The organism is Massilia atriviolacea (genome assembly GCF_003953935.1).
GTDB lineage: Bacteria > Pseudomonadota > Gammaproteobacteria > Burkholderiales > Burkholderiaceae_D > Telluria_A > Telluria_A atriviolacea.
In genome coordinates, this window is the sequence record NZ_RXLQ01000016.1 from 131,409 (window position 1) to 154,181 (window position 22,773).

The following is a 22,773-nucleotide window of genomic DNA, read 5'->3' on the forward strand; positions in this document are numbered from 1 at the left end:
GTCACCGTGGTACCGGCCAGCCAGTTCGGCACGACCCCGGGCTCGGGTGCGCTGGTCAAGTTCAACCTCGGCCACGGCGTGTACGCCGCGCCGTACCAGAATACCCCGCCGGTGGTGGGGCTGGTGGTGCCGTACGCGGCTTACGTGTCGAACGGCACCCAGGTGGCGGCCGGCAGCACCGAGACGATTCCGTCCGATACCGGCGCGGCCATCGATCTGCCCGGCGCGACGGCCGGGACGCCGTGGAGCGCCACCCTGAGCGCGCATGACAGCGACGGCGTCAACTTCTTCTGGCAGTTGCTCGACGCGCCGGCCGGGCTGACCCTCACGCCCGATCCGCGTGTCACGGGCGGCGCCGGCGATTACGTCAACACCGCCACCTTGCGCTGGACGCCGGGCGCGATGGATGCGGCGGCCACCGAGATCCTGGTGCGGGTGCAGGACAGCCGCGGCGGCGTTGCCGTGCGCCGCTTCAAGCTGCCCGTGGCCGGCGCCAATGTCGCGCCGGTCATCGGCGCGCTCGGCGACGTGACCCTGACAGAGGGCCAGTCGCTGTCGGTGCCGATCGTGGTCGCCGACGCCAATGGCGACCCGCTCAGTATCTCGGTGCGCAACCTGCCGGCCGGCGCGGTCTTCGACGCCGCCACCGGCATGCTGAGCTGGACGCCGTCCTACGACCAGGCCGGCGACTATCCTGACGTGACAGTCATCGCCAGCGACGGCAAGAGCAGCGCCGTGCGCCGCTTTGCGATCCGCGTGCTCCAGGGTTACGCCAAGCCGGTGCTCGCGCCGCTGGCGGCGCAGACGCTGCGCGAAGGCGACAGCTTCGGCCTCCAGCTCGGCGGCAGCATGCCGGGCGGCCTGCTGCAGGCCGACGGCACCGTCATCACCTTGCGCTACGATGCAGCAACCCTGCCGCGCGGCGCCACCCTCAATCCGGACAGCGGCTGGCTGTCCTGGACGCCGGCATTCGGGCAGGAAGGCGTATTTACCGTGCCGCTCACCCTGACGGCGCGCTACACCGCGCCGGGCAGCGCGACCTTCACCGAAACCTCGGTGACCCGGACCGTGCGCCTGGGCGTGCTGCACGCCGATGCGGCGCCGCAATTCCACACCGCGCAGGACTGGCAAGTGCTCGAAGGCCAGGCACTGAGCGTATCGGTGCTGGCCCTGGACCCGCATAACCCCGACTTCGAACCGGCCCTGCGCCTGGTGCCGGGAGGCCCGCTGCGGCCGGCCACGGGCGTCGACCACGTGATCTATCAGGTCGACGGCCTGCCGGCGGGCGCGGTGTTCAACCGCGACACCCTGCTGATCGACTGGACTCCCGGCTACGCCCAGGCCGGCACCCATCAGGTGACGGTCTCGGCCGGCATCGCCGGCGCCGACGGCGTCACCCGCACCAGCACCCTGGTGCTGTCGATCGTGGTCGAAAACGCCGAACGGGCGCCGGTCATCGGCAATATCGTCGCGGCCAGGGTGGCCAGGGGCGGCCTGCTCGACATTCCGGTCACGGCCACCGATCCGGACGGCTTGCCGGTGACGATTTCCACCAGCGGCCTGCCGCGTTTCGCGCGCCTGATCCAGACCGCCACCGGCGCCACGCTGCAGTTCGCGCCGGGCGCCAACGACCGCGGCGATTACGCCATCACCGTCAGCGCCAGCGACGGCGCGCTGACCACCTCGACCACCTTCATGGTCTCGGTGAGCAGCCTGACCGAGCCGCCTGTGGTGTCGGTGGCGCCGCGCACGGTGGCGCTGGCCGGCCAGGAACTGCGCATCCCGGTCATCGTCAGCGATTCCGACCAGGATGCACTGAGCTTCACCGCCCCCGGCCTGCCGGACGGCGCGCGGATCGAGATCGATCCGGTGTACGGCCACGCGACCATCGTCTGGACTCCGACCGCCGCGCAGATCGGCGGCCACGACTTCAGCCTGCGCGTCACCGACAGCGGCAGGCCGCCGGCCAATGCCGGGCATGGGTCCGATCCGGATGTCGTGCCGGTGCCGAACACGGTAACGACGGCAATGCGCATCGTGGTGCGCGCATCGAACCAGGCGCCGGAAGTGCTCGGCGTGAGCGTCAACGGCGCGCCCGCGCCGGCCACCTCGGCCACCGGCAGCAGTGTCGGCGCGACCGAAGGCGTGCCGCTCGCGATCGACGTGCTGGTGCGCGACAGCGACTTCGACGCGCTGAACTGGAGCGCCACCGGCATGCCGCCGGGGATGACCATGCAGGTCTCGCACGGCGCCGAGGGCCAGTCGGGCGTGAGCCTGCGCTGGACCCCGGGCTTTGCCGCCGCCAGCGGCGTCTACAGCGTGACCGTGCGCGCCAGCGATGGCGCGGCCACGGCGACCCGGACCATATCGATCAAGGTCGACAACGTCAACCAGGCGCCGGCAATCCTGGCGCTGCCGATCCAGCTGGTGCGCGAAGGCGAAACGCTCGGCTTTACGCTGCAAGGAACCGACGCGGACGCCGATCCGGTCGTGCTCTCCCTGCTGCGCGACGCCGGTACTCCCGCCGGCGTGTACTTCAACAGCAGCAACAACTATTTCGAATGGACGCCGGACGCCCAGGCGATCGACAACCTGGCGGCCAGCAGCGGCTTGTACACATTCAACTTCGCCGCCAGCGATGGCGTGGCAACGAGCACGCGCCAGGTGCAGGTGCGCCTGTTCGACATCAACCGCGCGCCGACCCTGGCCGTCTCGAACCATGCGGTCAAGCAGGGCGATACCTTCACCCTGCCGATCGTCAAGCGCTCCGGCACGGCGGACCCGCGCGGCCTGCAAGTGAGCGACGCCGACGGCGCGGCCCAGACCGCAGCCCTGAGCGTGGCCTTCGACAACCTGCCGCAGGGCGCGCTGTACGACGCCGATAAAGGCACGCTGACCTGGACGCCCGGAGCGGGGCAGATCGGCGACTTTGTCGTCACCGCCCGCGTGCGCGACGGCTACCAGACGGTGTCGCGCACCTTCACCTTGCGCGCGGTGGCCGACAACGCCGCCAACGCGCCGGCAGTGCTGGTCGACCTGACGCCGTCGGCGCCGGTGACGCCGGGCCAGACCCTGCTGGCAAGCGTGCGCGCCGACAGTTTCTCGGCCATGCATACGGTCAAGGTGCAGATCCGCGGCGCCGCCGTGGGCGCGGCCGACTGGACCGAGGTCGCGCTCGCCTCGGGCGGACGGATTCGCCTGCAGGCGATGGCCCCCGGCATTGCCGAGATGCGTGTGGTGGCAAGCGATGTCGATGGCTTCAGCACGAGCTATGTGCAGACGATCCGTGTGCGCGATCCGCTCGACCTGGGCGCTCCGGCGCTCGGCTGGGGCGGGGCGCTGCAAGGCGCCGACATGCCGGCCGCGCTGGTGAACCGCAGCACGACCTTGCAAGCGCGTATCGGCGAACTCCAGCTGATGGGCTGGAAGCTCGAGATCGCGCCCGCCGGCAGCGGCGCCTGGCGCACCCTGGGCAGCGCCAGCACGCCGGCGCTGGCCGCGTCCGGCCTGGTCGACCTGGCCCGGCTCGATCCGTCGACCCTGGCCAACGGCGCCTACCAGCTGCGCCTGAGCGCTTGGGACCTGTCGGGCCGCACCAGCACCATCGACAGCCGCGTCATCGTCGATTCGGCCGACAAGCAGCTGGAGCAGGCGCGCGCGACCGACGCCGTGTTCCAGCTGGGCGGGCACACCCTGGCGCTGACCCGGGTGGCGCCGGCGGCTGATGCGCAGGATGCGCAATTCGGCAACTGGACCCTCCCTCTGCTCGACACGGGCCTGAGCAGCGACCAGCCGCTCCAGGGCGCGCCGGGCGCGGCGGCGGGCTGGTCCACGGGCGCGCGCCTGTGGCTGCAGGCGCCATCGACGTCGGGTGCGGCAGCGCCGTACCTGAGTTTTACCCTGGGCGCCACGGCCCAGCCGCTGGGCACGCAGCCTGGCGCGCCGAGCGTGTTGCATCCTTCCTTCGGCAGCAGCGCGGGCTGGACCCTGGAAGCCGTGGTGGCCGACGCCGGCGGTTTTGCGACCGCCAAACCGGTCAACCTGCAACGCCAGGGGCAACGCCTGTTCGACCAGGTCAGCGGCTTGCCATGGCAACCGGCGGCCTACCGCCTGACCGGGCCGGACGGCGTGAGCTACCTGCTCGACGCCAGCGGCAAGACCACCGCCGTGCGCTTCGCCGACGGCCTGCAATGGCTGGTCGGCGACGCCGGCGTGACCCTGGTGGGCGGCGCCAGCCCGGCGCGCGTCGACTTCATCCGTGACGACGACGGCCGGATCAGCCGCGTCAGCGGCATGCTGGCCGGCGCCCAGACCGGCGAGGCCAGCGTGGCCTACCGCTACGACCAGCAGGGCCGCCTGATCCTGGCGCGCAGCATCAATACGCCGGGCATGGGCGCGCAGTACGGCTACCGCGCCGATGGCAGCCTGATGACCGAGACGGTCAGCGCGCAGCTGGGCCAGGCCTCCGGCTGGGCCGATGGCGGCGGCAGCTGGAACGGGGTCCTGTCCGCCGGCACGCCGGTGCACCTTGGCCTGACCATCCGCGACAGCGAACTGGCCTCGACCATCAAGGTGCCCGGCGCAAGCGGCGCGATCCTGATCGCGGTGACCACCAGCGGGGCCAGGGTCGAGCTCGGTGCGAGCGGCGCCAGCGTGCTCGGCGAAAGCCATGATGGCGGACGCACCACCGTGCTGCTGCGCGTGACCGAGGCCGGCCTCAAGCTGCTGACGCTGCGTGGCGAAGGGGGCGTGAGCCTGAGCGTGGCGGTGGCGGGCGACCTCAACCGCGACGGCGCGGTCGACGGCGTCGACAGCGCCCTGTTCGACCAGGCCGGGGCCAAGGCCGACATCGACGGCAATGGCCTGGTCAACGCCAGCGACCGCCAGATCCTGTCGGCCATGTTCGGCTGGCGCGCCCAGGCGGCGCCGCAGCTGGCCAGCGGCGCTGTGACCAGTGCGCTCACGCATGCCGACCTCGGCGTGCGGGTCGGTCTCGATTCGCTCTCCGAACGCGCCAGCGACGCCGTTTTCTGGACCGTCGCCTCCGCCAGCCATGGCAGTGCGCGCATGTCCAGCGACGGCAAGTCGGTGATCTTTACCCCGGAACCGGGCTATGTGGGACCGGCCACGGTGACGCTGGTCGCGGACGACGGCTTTGCCGTGGGCAAACCGGTGGTGCTGAACGTGAATGTCAGCGGCGCCAAGCTGGTCAAACTGCATATCGACCGCCTTGCCGCCCTGGGCGGCGGGGCCGCCGGTCGCATCAGGGTCAGCGGCGACTTTGCCGACCAGGCCGGCGTGGAACTGAGCGGCGACTACGTGCAGCTGCATTCCTCCAACGCGGGCGCTGTGGCGCTCGGGGCCGACGGCACGCTGCGCGGCGCCGGCACGGGCAGCGCCATCATCGAAGCGCGCGCCCAGGGTCTGCAGGCGGTCAATGCCGTCGCCGTCAGCGCGACCCCGGCCGCGCCGGCGCTGGACAAGGATGGTTTTGAAGTGGATGTCTATCCGCGCGCACTGGTGCTGCCGGTGGCGGGCGGACTGCGCCAGCTGCGCGTGCGCACGCTGGACGGCACCGATATCGCATCGGCCCAGTCCGGCACCCGCTATTTCGTCAGCAACAGCGCGATTGCCGAGATTTCGGCCGACGGCCTGGTGCATGCCAGGATGGCGGGCGAAGTGACGATTTCCGTGATCCATGGCGGCCTGCAGCACGATATCGTGCTGGAAGTGCAGGCGCCGGCGACCGGACCGACCGCCATCAACGGCGCCGACGGCGCGGTGCTGCAGGATGCCAATGGCAACCTGTTGATGGTCGCGCCGGGCGCGCTTGCGGGCACGCCGACGGTCTCGATCCAGTCGCTCGCCCTCGACGCGGTGGGCATGCAATTGCCGGCCCCGAGCATCATGGATGCGCTGGGGGCGGTGCAAATCGACCTGGGCGGACCGAACGCCACCTTGCCGTTGCAGATGGCATTGAAAGTGCGGGCCCCGATCGATCCGCTTACGGGAGAGGCGAAGGTGCTGGAAGCCGGCACCGAAGTGTTCTTCTGGCGCAAGGGAACGGTGCTCGATGCCAGCGGTGTCAGCCATGACACCTGGTGGCTGGTCGACAACGGCCACATCGGCGCCGATGGCCTGGCGCGCACGGCCAGTCCGCCGTACGCCGGCGCGATGGGCAGCGGCACCATGCTGGTCTCGGTCAGGAAGGACCTGAACAAGCAGACCGGCGAAGTCAAGGTCAGCGGCGCCTTCCTCGACTGGGATGCGATCTATTCGCAGCAGATGGCGATCGCCATGGCGCCGTCGCCGATGATGGCGGTGGCGGCGCTCGGGATCTTTTCCGGCCATTCCGGCGCGATCGCGCTCAGGTACACCATTGACGGCACGTATCAACGCGATGTGCCGTCGACCGCCTTCGATCCGGGCACGATCTCGCTGGCTTTCCCGGCAGCGCCGGCAACGGCCTGGCATGAGCCGGACATCACCGGCCTGGACTTCGACCGCAATACCAACAAGCTGACCTTGACCGGGACCAACTTCATTCCGCCGAACGCGGTGGCGAGCAACTTCAAGCTCAAGGTCTGGCTGCAGGCACGCAACAACATGGTGCCGGAGCCGAACAGCATGCCGGACCGCGGCCTGGTCTGGACCAGCGTGACGGCCACCTTGCTGAGCAATGGCAAGCTGGAAATCCGGGTGCCGGACGGCGTCGCCATCTCGCAGCACACGGTGTCGATCGAGCGCATTGCCCTGGCCAGCCTGAACGGCGACACGGTCGAGAAGGCAGTCAGCATCGACAGTACCCCGGTGGAGGCTTGGTTGCCTGGCAGTACGGACACCTTGGTCGCTTCAGCCGGGAAATTGCACTACTTCCAGCCGGGCGACGGGAAGGGGCTCGCCTTGCTGAAAACCGAATCGGTCGACGAGCTGGGTCGCGCGCTGAACTTCCAGGGCCGGTATACCGATGCGGTGGTGTTCAGCGCCGATGGCACCCTGGCCTTCGTGGCCGCAGCCAACAACCATGTGTACGTGGTGGATACGATGATGAAAAAGATCGTGCACACGCTGACGGTGGGGAATGCGACTACCAGGCTGTCGAGCCTGGCCGTTCACGACGGCTGGCTGTACATCACGGAAGGCAATGCGGCGCGAAGTGACGGCGGCCGTTTGCTGCGCGTCAACATCGACCAGAAAACCGCCGGCTTCCTCAAGACCCAGCAGGTCATCGATCTGCCGGGGGTGGTTGCCGGGTCCGGCTTCCAGGACATGGCCGTCAATAACGGGCGCTACCTTGGCATTACCGCGACGGGCGAGCCGATCAGTATACAAAACACGCCATATGCCAAACCTGGCCATGTGTACGTGCTCGACCTGTCGCTGGTCAATGCGCAAGGCAAGTTCACGGGACCGGCCTTCAAGGCCTTCGAGGGCAGCTATCCGTTCGCCAACATGGGCAAGGGTACCTTGTCGATCGCGAGTGGCGAGGAAGCCGGCGAATTCCTGGTGACCAATGCCAAGGACTACAACCGTGGCGTGGTGGGCATTACCTGGACGCTCAATGGATCGGGCGAGCTGACCGGCGCGGCAAAAGCGAGCGCAACCACTCTGCGGCCTGAGGACGATCCGATGTGGATGGATAACAAGCATCATCAGAACATCCAGCGTGCGCAGCAAGTTGTCATGGTGACCTACGACGGGGTGGAGTATGCGCTGACGTCGGACTACAACATGTTGAGCAACGACCCTTCGTCGAGCGAGGCGGGCGGGTTTGGTTATGGCAAGCAGATTGGCGGCAAGATCGGGATCATCAAGAATCCGATGGGCAAGAACGGACATCCTGTTTACCTGGGCGCCACCACGCCGATCCCGAATGCGTCGATCGACACCCTCTCGCTGGCGCCGGATGGACGCCTGTTGGGCAAGGTCTGGCTGGAAGAAGACATCGAAGGCGGAACCCGCTTCGTCGACGTGCTGTTCGCCTGGGATGCGAAGGAGTTGATTCGCGCCGCGCTTGGCCACGAGAACCTGCTGTCGTTCCCGATCGACCGGACTGGTAAGGGCAGTAATTCGAAACCGATCCTGGCGGCCCAGCCGATCCGCTATGACGGCCCGCTCGATGGACTGGACTTCGGCGCGATTTACGGGATCGGGACGTATACGCCGGGCATGGATGTGACGGTGACGTCGGGCGATTTCGATATTCTGGCGCATTCCGACGTTATTGGCATTAGCGCGATCAACGGTGGCGGTACTCCTGTCGTTCAAACGTCACCACGCGGAGACGCGGAAGGAGCAATAGCGGGTAGCCGGGCTGTGACTACCCCTGCAGTATCAAACCCGACAGATCCCACCACTCCTGGTGGCATATCGCCCGCGCTGACGAGTAACTATACCGAGGGCGTTGGTGAGCTTACGATACAGTGGAAGAATAACACTTCAGCAGGTCTTTATATGGGTGTTGAAATAGCTGCCGATAGTAAGTTTATTGTTGGGAGCCTAAAGAATGTGCCGCAGTTGGTCAATCCGGGCGGCATAATGAAGTTCGACATTAAGTCTACACTTTCACCGCAATTGTTTCTTAACTCGCGCTCCATAATTGGTGAGGCGGAAGAGGTTCTGTTGGGTATTGCGGCTACTCTTACAACCGCTAGAGACGCTAACGGAACCGGAAAATCGGTTATTGGAAAGAAAATGATCTATTACCGTAGTGACATGGCGGATAATTACGTTGGGAGTGAGACGGTAAATGGCGAGAAGGTCGGCCTTGATGAGTGGAACTTTATTGATACCTTAGTTGGACAGACTAGAAAAAAAATTATCTACAATCCGCTTCATTTAAAAGCACGGTTTGTAGGTGCTAATCCGAGGGTGCCGGTCCCGTTCACAATCACACATGAGGGGGATTTCACCACTATTACCTATACTGCAAGGACACAGGCGCAAGCCGATAATGGGGTTGATAGTGTCGTCGTCGAATTTGGTGAGCCAGGCCCTGACGGTGATCCATTTAAAGCTATACAAAGCGGTAATTTTTCGGTAGAGCTGAAAGCGGCAACTGTACGGCACAGCGTTTTAAATCTTAATGTCGGAAAATTGAAGGAAGGCCTCATTGATCTGATTGCCCATCCACGAACCAATGCCGATTACAATTTTGCGCTAACAGGAACTAAGCTGGCTGAGGCTCACGAGAGCTCTCAACATGATTTTGATGAGTTTCAATCGAGAATTCTCTCGACGCTGATGACTAATGGAGCACTGAACGAAACAGAATTCGGAAATTTTGTGGAAAAATATGTTGCGTCAGTTGAGGCTTTGCTGGCGACCATTGATCCGACAATCAAAGTTAATCGTGCCCATACGGAAGAAAATGGTGAAAATGATGCTGGAATGGATGCGCAATATTTGCGCATATTCCCCGATAAACCGATCCGCACCGGGCTAGCACACCATGATCTCGGCAATGTGGATGCTGTGGTTGCGGCGACAACCTCACCTGGCATTCAACGTGCGGTGATCGCGTCCATGATGAATAAGCGACGTGGAATGCCGGGAGGCAATCCTCGCCGTCCGACGGATACTCCGCCTAGTACCTATTTGCTACCTGTCGGGGGAGGATTGGCGAATATCTTGCGAATCGAAAGCGCCCGTGGCATAACAAATATTAAAACTCCTACTGACAGATTCATCGAGGGACTGGCACAGAATATCGTGCATGAATTTGCACATACGTTGGGGATGATCGATGAATATGCGGTAGGCGAGAATCCTACCCCAAATGGCGCTGTTCCCAATTTTATGGGATTGATCAACTACACACATGGGCGTAACGTAGAACGATATCAAAAACAGTTCATTGCATTGGCTACCAAGAGCGCGATGTTCCAACCTGGTCTTGTAGACATGCAAAGGCTGGTCGTGGTCTTGAACGCGCTTTTGCGTAAGGAGACTCCACCCCAAGCAATCTTGACCACGCCAGGCGCGGCGCAAAACATCGTTCCGCTGACGTCGGCCGACGTCAACACGGTGCTCGCTGCCGCCCGCCAGCACTGGGCCGACGCCGGTGTCGCCCCAGAATGGTTCGCCGACGTGAACATCCAGATCGGCGACCTGGCCAAGGGCGTCGCCGCCGAAACCTCCGGCCGTACCATCACCCTGTCGGCAGATGGCGCGGGCTGGGGCTGGTTCGTCGACGCCACCCCGTCGGGTCAGGAAGAATTCGACGCCGACGGCAACGCATCCGAGTTTACCGCCCGTCCGGGCAGTGCGGCGGCAGCCAAAATGGATCTGCTGACGGTGCTGATCCACGAACTCGGCCATACTCTTGGCCTCGGTCACGAGACCGATCCGGAAACGGTCATGGACGCCCGCCTGGACCCGGGAGCGCGTCACTTGCCGAGCACGGAAGACCTGAACCGGCTGATCGCCATGGCCGCCGCCCAGGGAGGTTCGTCGTTCAACGCGACCGCCACCATTGGCGCGCCGGCGACGCTGTCGGCGCAGGGCGCCAGCCCCGTCACGCCAATCACCCAGGCGCCAGCGGCAACGCTGACCAACGGCGCGCTGGGCACAGTCGCCGGCTGGCAGGTCGATGGCAATGTCGTCTTCAACGGCGACGGCAGCGCCACCTTGGGCGAGAGCGCGCTGTCCAGTGCCCACCTTGCTCAGAGTTTCACGATCAGGCAGGGCGACCGCTACCTGGCGTTCACGGTCGCGAAGAACCAGCTCCAGGCGAACGGTCCGGACAGCCGTTCCGGTCCCGGCGACGCCTTCGAAGTGGCGCTGCTGCACGCCACCACCGGCGCTTCGGTGGCCGGCACCACCGGCATGACCCGCAGCGATGCGCTGCTCAACATCCAGGGCGACCGCAGCGAATCGCTGTCGTCCAGCGTGCGCAAGGTGAAGAACGCGGATGGCTCGATGACTTACTACATCGACCTGGCGCAGGCTGTCGCTGGCGGCGACCCGCTGGCCGGCACCCCGGTCACGCTTGCATTCGACCTGATGGGCTTCGGCGCCGAAGCGAGTTCGGTCAGCCTGCGCGATATTGAGCTGGTGCAGGACCCGCTCGCGCTCGACGACGCCATCGCATTCGAGGAAGACACCGGGATCGCCCTTGCGCCGCTGTCGAACGACCTGGGTGCAACAGCCGCAGGCGCTGTGGTGGAACTGCTGTCCCAGCCAGCGCACGGCAGCCTGACGGCCAATGCCGACGGCACCTTCAGCTACAAGCCGGCGCCCAACTTCCATGGCGTCGACACCTTCAGCTACCGCTACACGGCAGGCGGCCGCACCTCGAACGCCGCCACCGTGACGCTGACTGTCACGCCGGTCAACGATGCACCGGCCATGGCGGACCATGCCGGCGTCGTCACCGCCGGCCAGCCGTTCAGCTTCGATCCGCTCAAGGGCGCGGTCGATGTCGACGGCGACACCCTCTCGGCCATTGTGCTCGGCGCTCCCGCGCACGGCACCCTGCTGCGCAACAGCGACGGCACGTTCACCTACGTGGCCAACGCCGGCTACGCGGGCGAGGATGCGTTGACCTATCAGGTCAGCGACGGTGTCGCACTGTCGGCGCCGGTGACCCTGCGCCTGACCGTGCTGGCCGGCAGCAGCGCGCCGGTGGCACGCGACGGGGCGGTGCAATTGCAGGAGGACGGCAGCATGGTCCTCGACCTCGGCAGCTTCGGCAGCGGTGGAAGCATCGCCGCCGTGACGGTGCAGCCGGTGCACGGCGCGCTGGTCCAGACCCCGCAAGGGACCTGGATCTACACGCCAGCGGCCGACTTTGCCGGCACCGACACCCTGCGCTTCACCTTGAGCGACGGCCGCCAGGTCTCGGCCGAGGCCACGCTGACCATCACCATCACCCCGGTCAACGACGCCCCAACGCTGAGCGACGCCAACATCGGCGTGCTGGAAGATAAATCCATCACGATCAATCCGCTGTCGGTGGCAAGCGACGTCGATGGCGACCGCCTGGGCGCGCGCATCGTGGCCGGTCCGGCGCACGGTACGGTGCTGGTCAACGCTGCCGGCAACATCACCTACACGCCGCACGCCAATTACTTCGGCCCCGACAGCTACAGCTACGTCGTCAACGACGGCACGCTCGATTCGCGTGTGGCCACGGTCAACGTGACGGTCGTCGCCGCCAACGACGCACCGGTGGCGCGCGACGCCAGCGCCAGCATGCTCGAAGACGGCAGCATCGTCCTCGACGTGCGCGAGCTGCGCCTGGGTACCGATATCGACAGCAGCGAACTGACGCTGTCGATCGCCGGGGCTCCGGCCAACGGGGTGCTGAGCAAGCAGGCCGACGGCCGTTACCGCTACACCCCGAACGCCAACTACAACGGCAGCGACAGCGTGCGCTTTACGCTGTCGGACGGCAAACTGGTCTCGAACGTGGCGACGCTGGCGCTGACCATCGTGGCGGTCAACGACGCGCCGACCCTGGCCGACGCCCAGGTCGGGCTGCTGGAAGACGGCGCGATCACGATCGCACCGCTGTCGATCGCATCCGACGCCGATGGCGATGTGCTCAAGACGCGCATCGTCGCCGGCCCGGCGCACGGCACCCTGACAGTCAACGCCGCCGGCCACTTTACCTACACGGCCAACGCCAATTACTTCGGCACCGACAGCTATACCTTCGTCGTCAACGACGGCCAGGCCGATTCGAACGTGGCCACGGTCAATCTGATCGTCCACGCGGTGAACGACGCGCCGGTGGCGCGCGACAGTGCGGAAACGCTGGACGAGGACGGCAGCATAGTGCTCGATCCGCGCCGCCTGGGCATGGACGTCGACAGCAGCGTGCTGACGCTGGCCGTCGTCGGCGCTCCCGCCAACGGCGTGGTGACCAGGGACGCCGACGGCAGCTTGCGCTACACGCCGAAGGCCAACCACAACGGCGCCGACACGCTGCGCTTTACCCTGTCCGACGGCAGCAAGGTGTCGAATGTCGCCACGCTGACCCTGACCATCCGTCCGGTCAACGACGCTCCGGTCCTCACCGACGCCCAGGTCGGCCTGCTGGAAGACGGCGCGATCACCATCGCGCCGCTGTCGATCGCCAGCGATGCCGACGGCGATGCGCTCACCGCGCGCATCGTGGCCGGTCCGACCCACGGCAGGGTCACAGTCAACGCCGCCGGTCACTTCACCTACACGCCGGACCGTAACTACGCCGGCAGCGACAGCTACACCTACGTCGTCAACGATGGCACGCTCGATTCGAACCTCGCCACGGTCAGCCTGATCGTCCACGCCGTGAACGACGCGCCGCTGCTGCTCGACCAGTCCACGGCGCTGCTGGAAGACGGCGCCGTCACACTGCGTCCTTCCTTCAGCGACGCCGACGGCGATGCGGTCACGGCCAGCATCGTCGCCGGCCCGGCCAACGGCACGGTGGTGATCCATGCCGACGGCAGCTTCACCTACCAGGCCGATACCAACTATGTCGGCGCCGACAGCTTCACCTACCGCGTCAACGATGGCAAGTCCGATTCGAACATCGCCACCGTCACCCTCACCATCACCGAGGTCAACGACGCGCCGGTAGCCGTCAATTCGCTGGTGACCGGCACGGAAGACACGCCGCTCGTGCTGGCATGGGGCGACTTCTACGCGGGCGACCGCGATGGCGACGCCCTGAGCGTGATCCTGACCGCCTTGCCGGCGGAAGGGCGCCTGCAGGTGCGCCAGATCAGCGGCGCCTGGATCGATGCGGCGGTCGGCAACCACTTCACCCAGGCCGACCTGGACGCCGGAAAACTGCGCTTCACTCCGGCGGCGAATGCGTCCGGCGGCGCCGGCTATCTGGAAAAAGGCTACGGCAACCAGCGCGAGCATTACGCCCGCCTTGGCTTCAGCGTTTCCGACGGCCGGGGCGGCAGTGCGTCCGCCATTGTCGAGATCGACATCAAGGCGGTGGCCGATGCCGCCGCGCTGCAGGTGCCCGCGAATACGGCCGAGCGTCGCCTGTTCGGCACCGGCTGGGAGAGCGCGGCCAACGCCAACGACCAGTCGGGCATGGTCGACGCCGCGCTGTTCGACGGCTGGTCGCTGATCACCGGCACCGACCGGCATGGCGCCGGCCGCGGCCTCGGCGGCGGCAAGGATGGCTTCGAAATCTGGAGCCAGGGCGACCAGATGGAAGATGCCGGCGGCCGCATGCGCAAGGTGGCTGCGGCTGGCAACGGCGGCAACAACTGGCTCGAACTGAACGATGCCGGCGGCAACCAGCTGCAAACGCTGGGCATCGCGCGCGAAGTGACGACCGAGAAGGGCGCCAGCTACAGCCTGGGCTTCGACCTGGCGGGCCGCGTCGGCTACGATGCGGACACGACCCGCATCGCTGTGTACGTCGACAACACCCTGGTCGCGCGCTTCGACAACACCAGCGGCAGCGCCCTGAACTGGCAGCATGCGGTCGCCAGGTTCACCGGTAATGGCGGCAAGCAAACCATCCGCATCGTGACCGATGCCGCCGACCGCGAAAAAGGCGGTCGAGGCATGATGATCGACAACATCGCGCTGGACCAGAGCATCAAGCTCAATGCCGGCAAGCAGGGCGGCAGCGCGGTCCTGGCAGGCATCGGCGCGCAACTGGCCGATGCCGACGGCTCCGAGCGCCTCAAACTGACCCTGGCGGGCTTGCCTGCCGGTTCGGTAGTGAGCGACGGCAGCCGTTCGCTGACGCTCAGCGCGGCCCAGCCTGTTGCCGACATCACCGGCTGGAACACGGCGGCCCTGGCGATCAAGCCACCGGCGAGCTTCAGCGGCAAGCTGGCGCTGAAACTGAGCGCAGTCAGCAGCGAAAGCGTCGGCGCGAGCCAGGCGGTGGTGACCAGGGACATCGTTCTCGATATCGAGGCGGTGGCCCAGGCGCCGGTGCTGACGGTGGCGCCGGCGAAACTCAGCACCAGCCGCACCGTGCTGGAAACGAGCTGGGAAAACGTGTGCGACACGACGTATGGCGCGACCGTGATCGATTGCGACGAGTTCAACGGCTGGGAGGTGCTGTCGCCAGGTCGCGGCAAGGACGATGCCTTCCTGGTGTGGGGCAGCGGCGACAGCATGCCGAACGCGCTCGGCAAGCACGTGGCGGTGAAAGCCGCCAACGGCGCCGGCCGCGAGTGGCTGGGCCTGACCAACGGCGTCAACAGCGGCAGCAATCCACGCTACCAGATGCCGGGCATCGAACGCTCGGTCGCCACCATCGACGGCGCGCACTATACCTTCAGCCTCGATTACGCGGGCCCGTTGGGCGTGGCGCCAGCCAACACGCGCATCGGCGTGTACGTCGACGACGTGCTGGTCGGCAGTTACGCCGGCCAGAGCGGCAATACGGCGCTGAACTGGAAAGCGCTGAACTTCAGCTTCACCGGTAACGGCCAGGCGCGCACGGTGCGCGTCGAGCTGGAAGGCGGCACCGATACGGGCACGGCGCGCGGCGCGATGATCGATTCGCTCAAGGTGGTGGAAACCCTGCCTGCCAGTGCAAGCGCTGCCTACGGCTTCGTCAACACCGCCATCGCCTTGCCGGTGATCGGTGCCGCGCTGGCCGAGGGCGACAAAGGAGCGAGCCTGAAGACCGAACTGGCCGGCCTGCTCAAGGGCAGTGTGGTGCGCGATGGCGTGCGCGAGGTGCTGGTCACCGGCAGCGGGTTGGTCGACCTGAGCGGCTGGAACCTGGCGGCGCTGAGCGTCACGCCGCCCAAGCGCTTCGAAGGCATCATGCAGTTGCAGGTGCGTTCGACCAGCACGGCGGCCGGCAACGGGTCGACTGCGCTGGCTTCGCGCGAGCTGGCCGTGCATGTCCTGGGCGGCAGCGCCTGCGATACGCCGGCAGGCTTGAATCCGTTTGTGACGTTTGCCAACGTGACCTCGGGGATTGCGGCGACCGTCATGCATGGCGTCACGCTGGCCGCCAGTTCGCTCACGCCGATTCATGGCGGTGGATCGATCGTCTTGCCTCAGCTTGAGAAAGCCGGATCGCCTTCCGCGGCGACACGCAGCCCATCGATGGAAGAGTTGATGGACAGGCTGACGGAATCGCTCGGCAATGCACTCAATGCGCAGCTGACCGATCTGGTTCGCAGGAAGTAGAGTGGGTGCCCGCCGTCCATGGCGGCGGGTCCTTCAATGCATGGAGTAATAATGACAAGGAATATGAAAAGAGATACAGCTCGGCTGCCGAGCGCAGCGTGCCATGGCATGGACACTCCGTCCTTCCGGCAAAACATGCTTTCCAAGCTAACAGCGATCTGACATAGTACAGCTTGTCATATCCCTTGCCCGCGCCCATGCGCGTGCTCCCCCATTTTCAGGTAGTCGAAGTCCATGGTTTCCATCATTCGTTCCCCCGCCATCTCGGAAGAGCGGCGCAAGCTCAAGAGCCGGCGTACCATTGCCAGCGAGGCCGTCAGCGCTGCCGTCGCAGCGGCCGACGCGCCCGCGCTCAATGCGCCGATCGCGCCCGTGGCGCCGGTCGCGCCGGTCGCCGCTCCCCTTGCCGCGCCACCCGTTGTCGCGCCCGTCCCCCCTCCGGTTGCGGCGCCGGCATCGCCGCCGGCCCCTCCCGTACCCGACATGAACGCCCTGATCGCCCAGGCGCGCGAATCGGTCCTCGCCCAGTTCAAGGACGACGCCGACAAGGCGCGCGAACTGGGCCGCCAGCGCGGCCTGCAGGAAGGGCGCCAGAGCGGCGCCGAGGAAGCCAAGAAAACCTTCGAAGCCGAGCTGGCCCGGGTGCGCTCGATCGCCGACCAGCTCCAGCAAGCCACCGCCACCGGCTTCAAGGGGCTGGAAGAGATGGCCGTGGCCATCGCCTTCGAAGCCGTGTGCAAGATGATGGGCAGCGCCGCCGTGACGCGCGAGGGCATCCAGGCGCTGGTCAGTGAGGCGGCCGCGCACGCGGTCAGCAGCGAAAAGGTGGTGGTGCGCCTGCATCCGGGCGACCTGTCGGCCTTGCGCGGCGCCGGCGCGCTGGACGAGGCCCTGCCGTCAGGCACCCTGGTGACGTGGAGCGCCGACAAGAACGTCGTCCTGGGCGGTTGCATCGTGGAAACCGAGAGCGGCGAGCTCGATGCCCGCCTCGAAACCCAGCTCGACCGCCTGCGCGCCGCCCTGGTCGCCGCGCGCGGCCTGCCTCAGTAGTTTTTGGCGCCGTCGCCGCACAGGCTCTGCGCAGCCTGGGCGATCGCGCTGGCGATCTGCGGATCGTCTTCCATCGCCAGTTGCACCTGGTCGACCATCGCGTAAAAGGCGGGATCGTTGATCAATTCTTCGCCGAACTCGGCCAGCAGCACCGATTCCAGGAAAATCCGGAAGGCCTTGCGCCCGCGCTGGGAATCGGCCGGGTCGAGTGCGGCCACGCGCTGCTGCAGCAGGCCGGTCATGCGCGCGCTCGCCTGCGCCGGCTTGGCGCGCGGCGCACGTTTTTCGGCCACGGCGGGGCCGCGCCTGTCGTTTTTCACGACCCGGCTGCTCATTTCGGCGCGGATCGTCGCGACGATCTGCTGCACGCTGCTTATTCCCGCCATGGACCCACTTTCTCTCTTGTCGAGCGCTACCATGCGACATCGCAGGCGCTGACCGCGTTCGCCGCGCGCCGCAACAGGGCCAGCGCCTGGTTGTGCAACTGGGACACGCGACCCTTGCTCAGGTTCATCGTCTCGGCAATGACGGCGAACGATACCTGGTTCAGATAATGATACTTTATCACCATTCGTTCCTTCTCGGGAAGAGTGGCGACCAGCGCCTGCATTTTACTGCGCAGCTGGGCCATTTCGACGCGCGTGTAATGCTGGTCGGCCACGCTGGCGTCCTGATGGTCATACACCACGGGATCGTCCAGCACATAGCCGAGCGCCAGCCCGATCGCCACGTCGGCCAGTTGCTGGAACAGGTCCCTGGTGCCGCTGTCGAGCGCGACCCGGGCGGCGTCGCGGCGCTCGGCCTGCTGCCGCTTGCGGGTGTTGACCTGGGTGCGCTTTTCGCTCATCTGGCCGATGCCGTCGAGGATGGCGCCGTTGATGCGGTGCCCGGCGAAGGTCTTGAACTGGTTGCCCATGGCCGGGTCGAAGCGGTCGACCGCCTCGATCAGGCCGATGGTGCCGAATTGCAGGTATTCATTGAATTCGAGGTCGTGATCGATGCGGCCGGCAAACATCTTGGCGGCCAGCATGCGCACGAAGGGCAGGTAGCCTTCGATCAGGCGCGCGCGCGCCGCCGCGCCGCCGCCGCGCGCGGCTTTCCACAGCGCCGGCTCGTCGGCCAGCGCTGGGGGTGTGGCGGCGCCAGAAGCGCCTTGAGGCGTCGAGGTGCGCACAGTCCCGCTAATTGAAGGTGCCGAGCAGGGCCCGGATGATCAGGTTCCAGCCGTCGATCAGCACGAACATCAATATCTTGAGCGGCAGCGAAATGGTCACTGGCGGCACCATCATCATGCCCAGCGCCATCAGGATGGTGGAGACGATCAGGTCGATCAGCACGAACGGCAAAAAGATCACGAAGCCGATCTGGAAGGCGGCCCGCAATTCCGACAGCATGAAGGCCGGAATCAGCTGCACCGTCGAGATGTCGTCCACCGTGGTCGGGGTCGGCGCCTTGGCGATCTCGACCATCAATTGCAGGTCCTGCTCGCGCGTCTGGCGCACCATGAAGTCGCGGATCGGGCGCAGCGCCGTGTCGAATGCCGGCTGGGCTTCCATCTTGCCGTTCATGAAGGGCTGGAAGGCCTGCTCGTTGACCTGGGTGAGCACCGGCGCCATGGTGAAGAAGGTCAGGAATAGCGCCAGGCTCATCAGCACAGTATTCGGCGGGGTTTCCTGCATGCCCATGGCGTGGCGCAGCATCGACAGCACCACGGTGATGCGGATGAAGGACGTGACCGACACCAGCAGCGCCGGCGCGAGGCTCAGTACGGTCAGGCCGAGCAGGATCTTCAGCGCGGCCGAGACCTGGCTGGCCTGGCCGCCGGCGCCGTTGATATTGATGTCGACCCCGGGCAGGCTGACGGCGGGCGCGCCGGCGGCCATGGCGCCGGCGGCGGCGCCGCACAGCAAGGCGCACAGCAGGGCCGCGCGCAGGGTGGGTTTATGCATGCTTGTCTCCTTGCGCGGCCTCGGCCGCGCCGGCCTCGAGCGCCTTGGCGCCGCGGCTGCTCACCAGGCTCAGGCCATGTTCGCTTTCGGCCAGCAGCAGTTCTTCGCCGTCGTAATGCACCACGTGCAGGGTGCTGCGCCGGCTCAGGCGCATCGATTCGATGCTGCGCAGGCGGCGCGCCTGGCGCAGCGGCCCGCCGCCCTTGAGCGTGTAGCGCTTGAGCGCGAAGATCGCGCCGTAGGCCGCCAGCGCGGCCAGCACCAGGGCGGCCATGCTCTGGTAAGCCAGCGATCCGGCGCCCTGCTTGTCCTGCTTGAACGGAATCGCGGGGCGCGCCGAGGCGCCGCCGGCGGCCGGCGCGGCGGCCGCCGGCGCCTCGGCGCGCGCCATCGCGGGCAAGGCCATCGTCAGGCTCAGCAGCAAAGCGCCGAGGACGGCGCGCAGCGCGTTCATGGCTGGCCGACTTTCGGCAATTCCGTGATGCGCACGCCGAAGTTGTCGTCCACCGCCACCAGCTGGCCGCGTGCGACGATATTGCCTTCCAGCAGAACGTCCACCGGCGAGTCGAGCGCCGCGTCCAGCTTGAGGATGTGTTCTTCCTTCATGTTCATCAGTTCGCCGATGCTGACGACCGCGTCGCCGATCTTCACCGACAGCTTGACCTTGACGTTCTGGATCACGTCCAGGTTGCCGCTGAGGATGGAGTGGCCCTGGCCGCTGCCCGCATGCAGTTCCGGCAGGTCGATGTGCTGCGGCGCGCTTTGGCTGTTTTTCTCGTTCATATTGGTTCCTAATGGAGTGGGGCCGCGCGCTCAGCGCGCAGCTTTGATCAGTTCGACCGCGTAGGCGCCGTCCAGCGCGCCCAGGTGGGCGTGGCAGACGGTGGTGTCGCCCGGTCCGGTGACGCGCAGTTCCTGGTCGGTCGCCATCGGCAGCGCCAGCACGTCGCCCACGGCCAGGGTGCGCAGGTAGCCGAGGGTCAGTTCGGTGCGGCACAGTTCCACGCTGAGCGGCACCGGCAAGGCCGCCAGCGCGCGCTGCAGGGTGGTCAGCGGCGCCGCGCCCGGGCGCGCGCGCAGCGGGGGCGGCGCCGGCAGCACCGCCGCCGGCAGCAGCAGGCGCAGGGCGCGCTCGCCCAGCTGCACGCTGCAGATGACCGCGCCGGAGCCGGGGCGGGTCAGCTGCGCGCCGGGCGCCTGTGCCGGCGCGGCCTGCGAGCTGCGTCCGGTCAGCGCGCCGAACAGGGTTTGCAGCAAGTCTTCCAGCGCATCGTCGGCCACCCCGCCGCCCAGGCGCGAAGCGAGGTGGCGGCCGCTGGCGGCGTCGAGGTCGGACAGGCCGAACACCAGCTGTTCCAGGTGGCGCTCCATGCCCGCCGGCACGGCGGCCCAGACCGAGACGCCGCCGTCCAGCAGGCGGTGGCGCAGCTCGCCGGCGGCCAGGCGGCCGGCCTGCTCGCTGGCGGCGGCGCAGCCGAGCGCATGGTCGGGCAGGGTGGTCCAGGCCGCGCCCCACTGGGCCAGCGCGGCGCTGGCGCGCGTGCTGAGCGCATCGGCGGTGCTGCGCTTGAGCAACTGAAAAGGAGAAACGTTCACGGGTCCGCCTTAGCCTTTCATGCGCATCAGGGTGTCGAGCATTTCGTTGGCCGTGCTGATCAGTTCCGACGAGGCCTGGTAGCCGCGCTGGGTCACGATGATCGCGGAAAACGCCTTCGACAGGTCGACGTTCGAGCCTTCCACCGACTTGGCGCTGATGGCGCTGCCGTCCTCGCCCGCCACGCCCAGCTTGACCGCCTGCGAATTGGTGCTCTTGAAGGTGTTGCCGCCGACCTGGTCCAGGTCGGTCGCGGTATTGACCTGCGCCAGCGCCAGTTGCTGGCTGGTGTTGGTCTGGCCGTTCGAGTAGCTGATCACCATCTTGCCGCCGCGGTCGAAGGTGACCTTGCTCAGCGCGCCCTGGCCGTAGCCGTCCACGGTCGGCGTGCTGATGTTGGCCAGTCCGGTCGGCAGCACGGTCATGCCCGCGTTCAGGGTCAGCACCATCGGCATCCTGGCCGCGCCGGCCGGCGCATAGTTGAACGACACGCTCGAGCGCGCCGGATCGAGCTTGCCCTCGACGAAGCGCACTTCGCCGCTGCCGACGGTGGCAGTGCCGTCCTTGATCGTCACCAGCCAGCTGCCCGGGGTGACCGCGCCGTTGTTCTTGAACTCGACCGACAGGGCGCGCGTGGCGCCGACGCTGTCGATCACATTGATGCCGCTGACCACCTTGGGCGATTCGCCGACCGACAGGCTGCCGCCCAGCTTGATGCTGGTGCTGGGCAGGGCGGCGTTGATGCGCGAGCCTTCCAGGGTGATGTCTTTCAGCGTGCCTTCGGCGGTGAGCTGCTGCACGCGGTCGCCGGCGGCGTTGGTCAGGATGCCGTCGTTGTTGAAGTTGAAGCGGCCGTCGCGCGTGTAGGTGGTATTGCCGGCCTCGTCGTGCAGCACGAAAAAGCCGTTGCCGTCGATCGCCACGTCGAGGTCGCTGGTGGTCTGGTTGATCGGGCCCTGGGTGAAGTCGACCATGGTCGGCAGGGTGCCCAGGCCGGAACCGCTGTGGGTGCCGGTCTTGCCGGCGCCCGCGCCGGCGCTGTCGCCGCCGGCCGAAAACAGGGCGGCGAACTGGCTGTTGGCGCCCTTGAAGCCGGGGGTGTTCAGGTTGGCCACGTTGTTGCTGATTGTTTCCAGTTCCTTGGAAAAGCCGATCAGACCCGAGGTGCCGATATTGATTGATTTGAGCATGGGATGTCCTTGGGTCTATTTGACGTCGAGAATTTGCTTGCGCTCGACGTTGTTGATGTCGGCGCCGGCGGCCGGCTTGACCGTCAGCGCCGGCGTGGTGCCGCTGAACGAGACGTTGTTGACCACGCCCGTGGTGTAGGCATTGTTGTTGAGCAGGCTGACGGTCTTGCCGAGCAGGCCCACGGTCTGGGTCGCGGTCTGCACCGACACCAGCTGGTTGATCCCGCCCAGCATCTGCTGGGTTTGCTCAAGCTGGGAAAACTGGGCCAGCTGGGCGACGAAGGCCGTGTTGTCCATCGGTTTCAACGGATTTTGCGAGTTCAGCTGGGTCAGCAGGATGCGCAGGAAGTCCTGCTGGTTGACCGAGCTGTTGCTCGTCGCGTTGACGGTGTTGACGCTATCGAGTGCCATGATGGTTTCCTGTGGGGGTGATCGGGGTGGGGGCGTCCTGCGCGGCGGGCTGGTCCGCTTCCAGCGCTTGCGCGAAGGCCGGACGGGCGCCGGCCGGGACGGTGTCGCCGGGGCGCAGGGCCGGCTTGCCGTTGACGGTCGCGCCTTTCAGGCGCAGGCCGGCGCTGGCCATGTCGCCGGCCAGGCGGTAGATCAGGCTCATCGACTGGGCCGGATCGAGTTCGCCATCGCGGATCCAGACGTCGACGTCCTTGCCGTCGCCGGTCAGGTGCATCATGCGCTTTTCCCAGGCCGGCTTCTCGCCCAGTTCGGCGTCGCTGTCGGCGCCCTGGCGCGCCGGCGCCGCTTCCTGGGCGTCGGCCTCGGTGCTGCTGGCGGCCAGCGCGGCGGCCAGGCGCACCGGTTCGCGCACGGCCGGCGGCGCCACGGCCGGCGCGGCGCTGTCGCCGGCCAGCTGGCG

The 22,773-nt window shown here is 66.7% G+C and carries 11 protein-coding genes (1 of these 11 cut by a window edge); 2 read left to right on the top strand and 9 right to left on the bottom strand.

Features of this window, described 5'->3' with window-relative positions; all coding sequences use genetic code 11:
• Both EJB06_RS24995 and EJB06_RS25000 read left to right on the top strand, forming a co-directional pair.
• Positions 1 to 16,119, top strand: partial view of an Ig-like domain-containing protein gene (locus EJB06_RS24995; RefSeq protein WP_126076739.1) — the 3' portion only. Its footprint begins 21,126 nt before the window's first position; only the last 16,119 of its 37,245 coding nucleotides appear in the window; its start codon lies beyond the left edge, outside the window; it ends in the stop codon at positions 16,117 to 16,119.
• 234 nt (positions 16,120 to 16,353) lie between these two features.
• Positions 16,354 to 17,169: a FliH/SctL family protein gene (locus EJB06_RS25000; protein ID WP_126076740.1), complete on the top strand. Its 816-nt coding sequence runs from the start codon at positions 16,354 to 16,356 to the stop codon at positions 17,167 to 17,169.
• Here the strand turns inward: EJB06_RS25000 and EJB06_RS25005 are convergent.
• The 9 genes from EJB06_RS25005 to EJB06_RS32060 form a co-directional block, all read right to left on the bottom strand.
• Positions 17,163 to 17,555: a hypothetical protein gene (locus EJB06_RS25005; RefSeq protein WP_126076741.1), complete on the bottom strand. Its 393-nt coding sequence runs from the start codon at positions 17,553 to 17,555 to the stop codon at positions 17,163 to 17,165. The two genes, EJB06_RS25000 and EJB06_RS25005, sit on opposite strands and share 7 nt — an antisense overlap.
• A 26-nt stretch (positions 17,556 to 17,581) precedes the next feature.
• Complete coding sequence (locus tag EJB06_RS25010; RefSeq protein ID WP_126076742.1) at positions 17,582 to 18,343, bottom strand: sigma-70 family RNA polymerase sigma factor; 762 nt, start codon at positions 18,341 to 18,343, stop codon at positions 17,582 to 17,584.
• A 7-nt stretch (positions 18,344 to 18,350) separates the two neighbouring features.
• Positions 18,351 to 19,118 carry a flagellar type III secretion system pore protein FliP gene (gene fliP, locus EJB06_RS25015; RefSeq protein WP_126076743.1) on the bottom strand — a complete coding sequence of 256 codons (768 nt, stop codon included), beginning with the start codon at positions 19,116 to 19,118 and terminating at the stop codon, positions 18,351 to 18,353.
• Positions 19,111 to 19,572, bottom strand: a complete 462-nt coding sequence (locus tag EJB06_RS25020; RefSeq protein ID WP_126076744.1) for a flagellar biosynthetic protein FliO — start codon at positions 19,570 to 19,572, stop codon at positions 19,111 to 19,113. The genes fliP and EJB06_RS25020 overlap by 8 nt, the downstream gene beginning before the upstream one ends.
• Complete coding sequence (locus EJB06_RS25025) at positions 19,569 to 19,901, bottom strand: FliM/FliN family flagellar motor switch protein (protein ID WP_126076745.1); 333 nt, start codon at positions 19,899 to 19,901, stop codon at positions 19,569 to 19,571. Before EJB06_RS25025 ends, EJB06_RS25020 begins: the two co-directional genes overlap by 4 nt.
• Positions 19,902 to 19,931: 30 nt before the next feature.
• Positions 19,932 to 20,714 (bottom strand): FliM/FliN family flagellar motor switch protein, encoded by a 783-nt coding sequence (locus EJB06_RS25030; protein ID WP_126076746.1) that lies wholly within the window; start codon positions 20,712 to 20,714, stop codon positions 19,932 to 19,934.
• 9 nt (positions 20,715 to 20,723) lie between these two features.
• Positions 20,724 to 21,902: a flagellar basal-body rod protein FlgF gene (gene flgF, locus EJB06_RS25035; RefSeq protein ID WP_126076747.1), complete on the bottom strand. Its 1,179-nt coding sequence runs from the start codon at positions 21,900 to 21,902 to the stop codon at positions 20,724 to 20,726.
• 15 nt (positions 21,903 to 21,917) lie between these two features.
• Positions 21,918 to 22,313, bottom strand: coding sequence for a flagellar hook assembly protein FlgD (locus EJB06_RS25040; RefSeq protein WP_126076748.1), 396 nt, complete (start codon positions 22,311 to 22,313; stop codon positions 21,918 to 21,920).
• Positions 22,300 to 22,773, bottom strand: a 474-nt coding sequence (locus EJB06_RS32060; RefSeq protein ID WP_164558036.1) for a hypothetical protein, incomplete at its 5' end; no start/stop codon positions are given. The genes EJB06_RS32060 and EJB06_RS25040, both read right to left, overlap by 14 nt.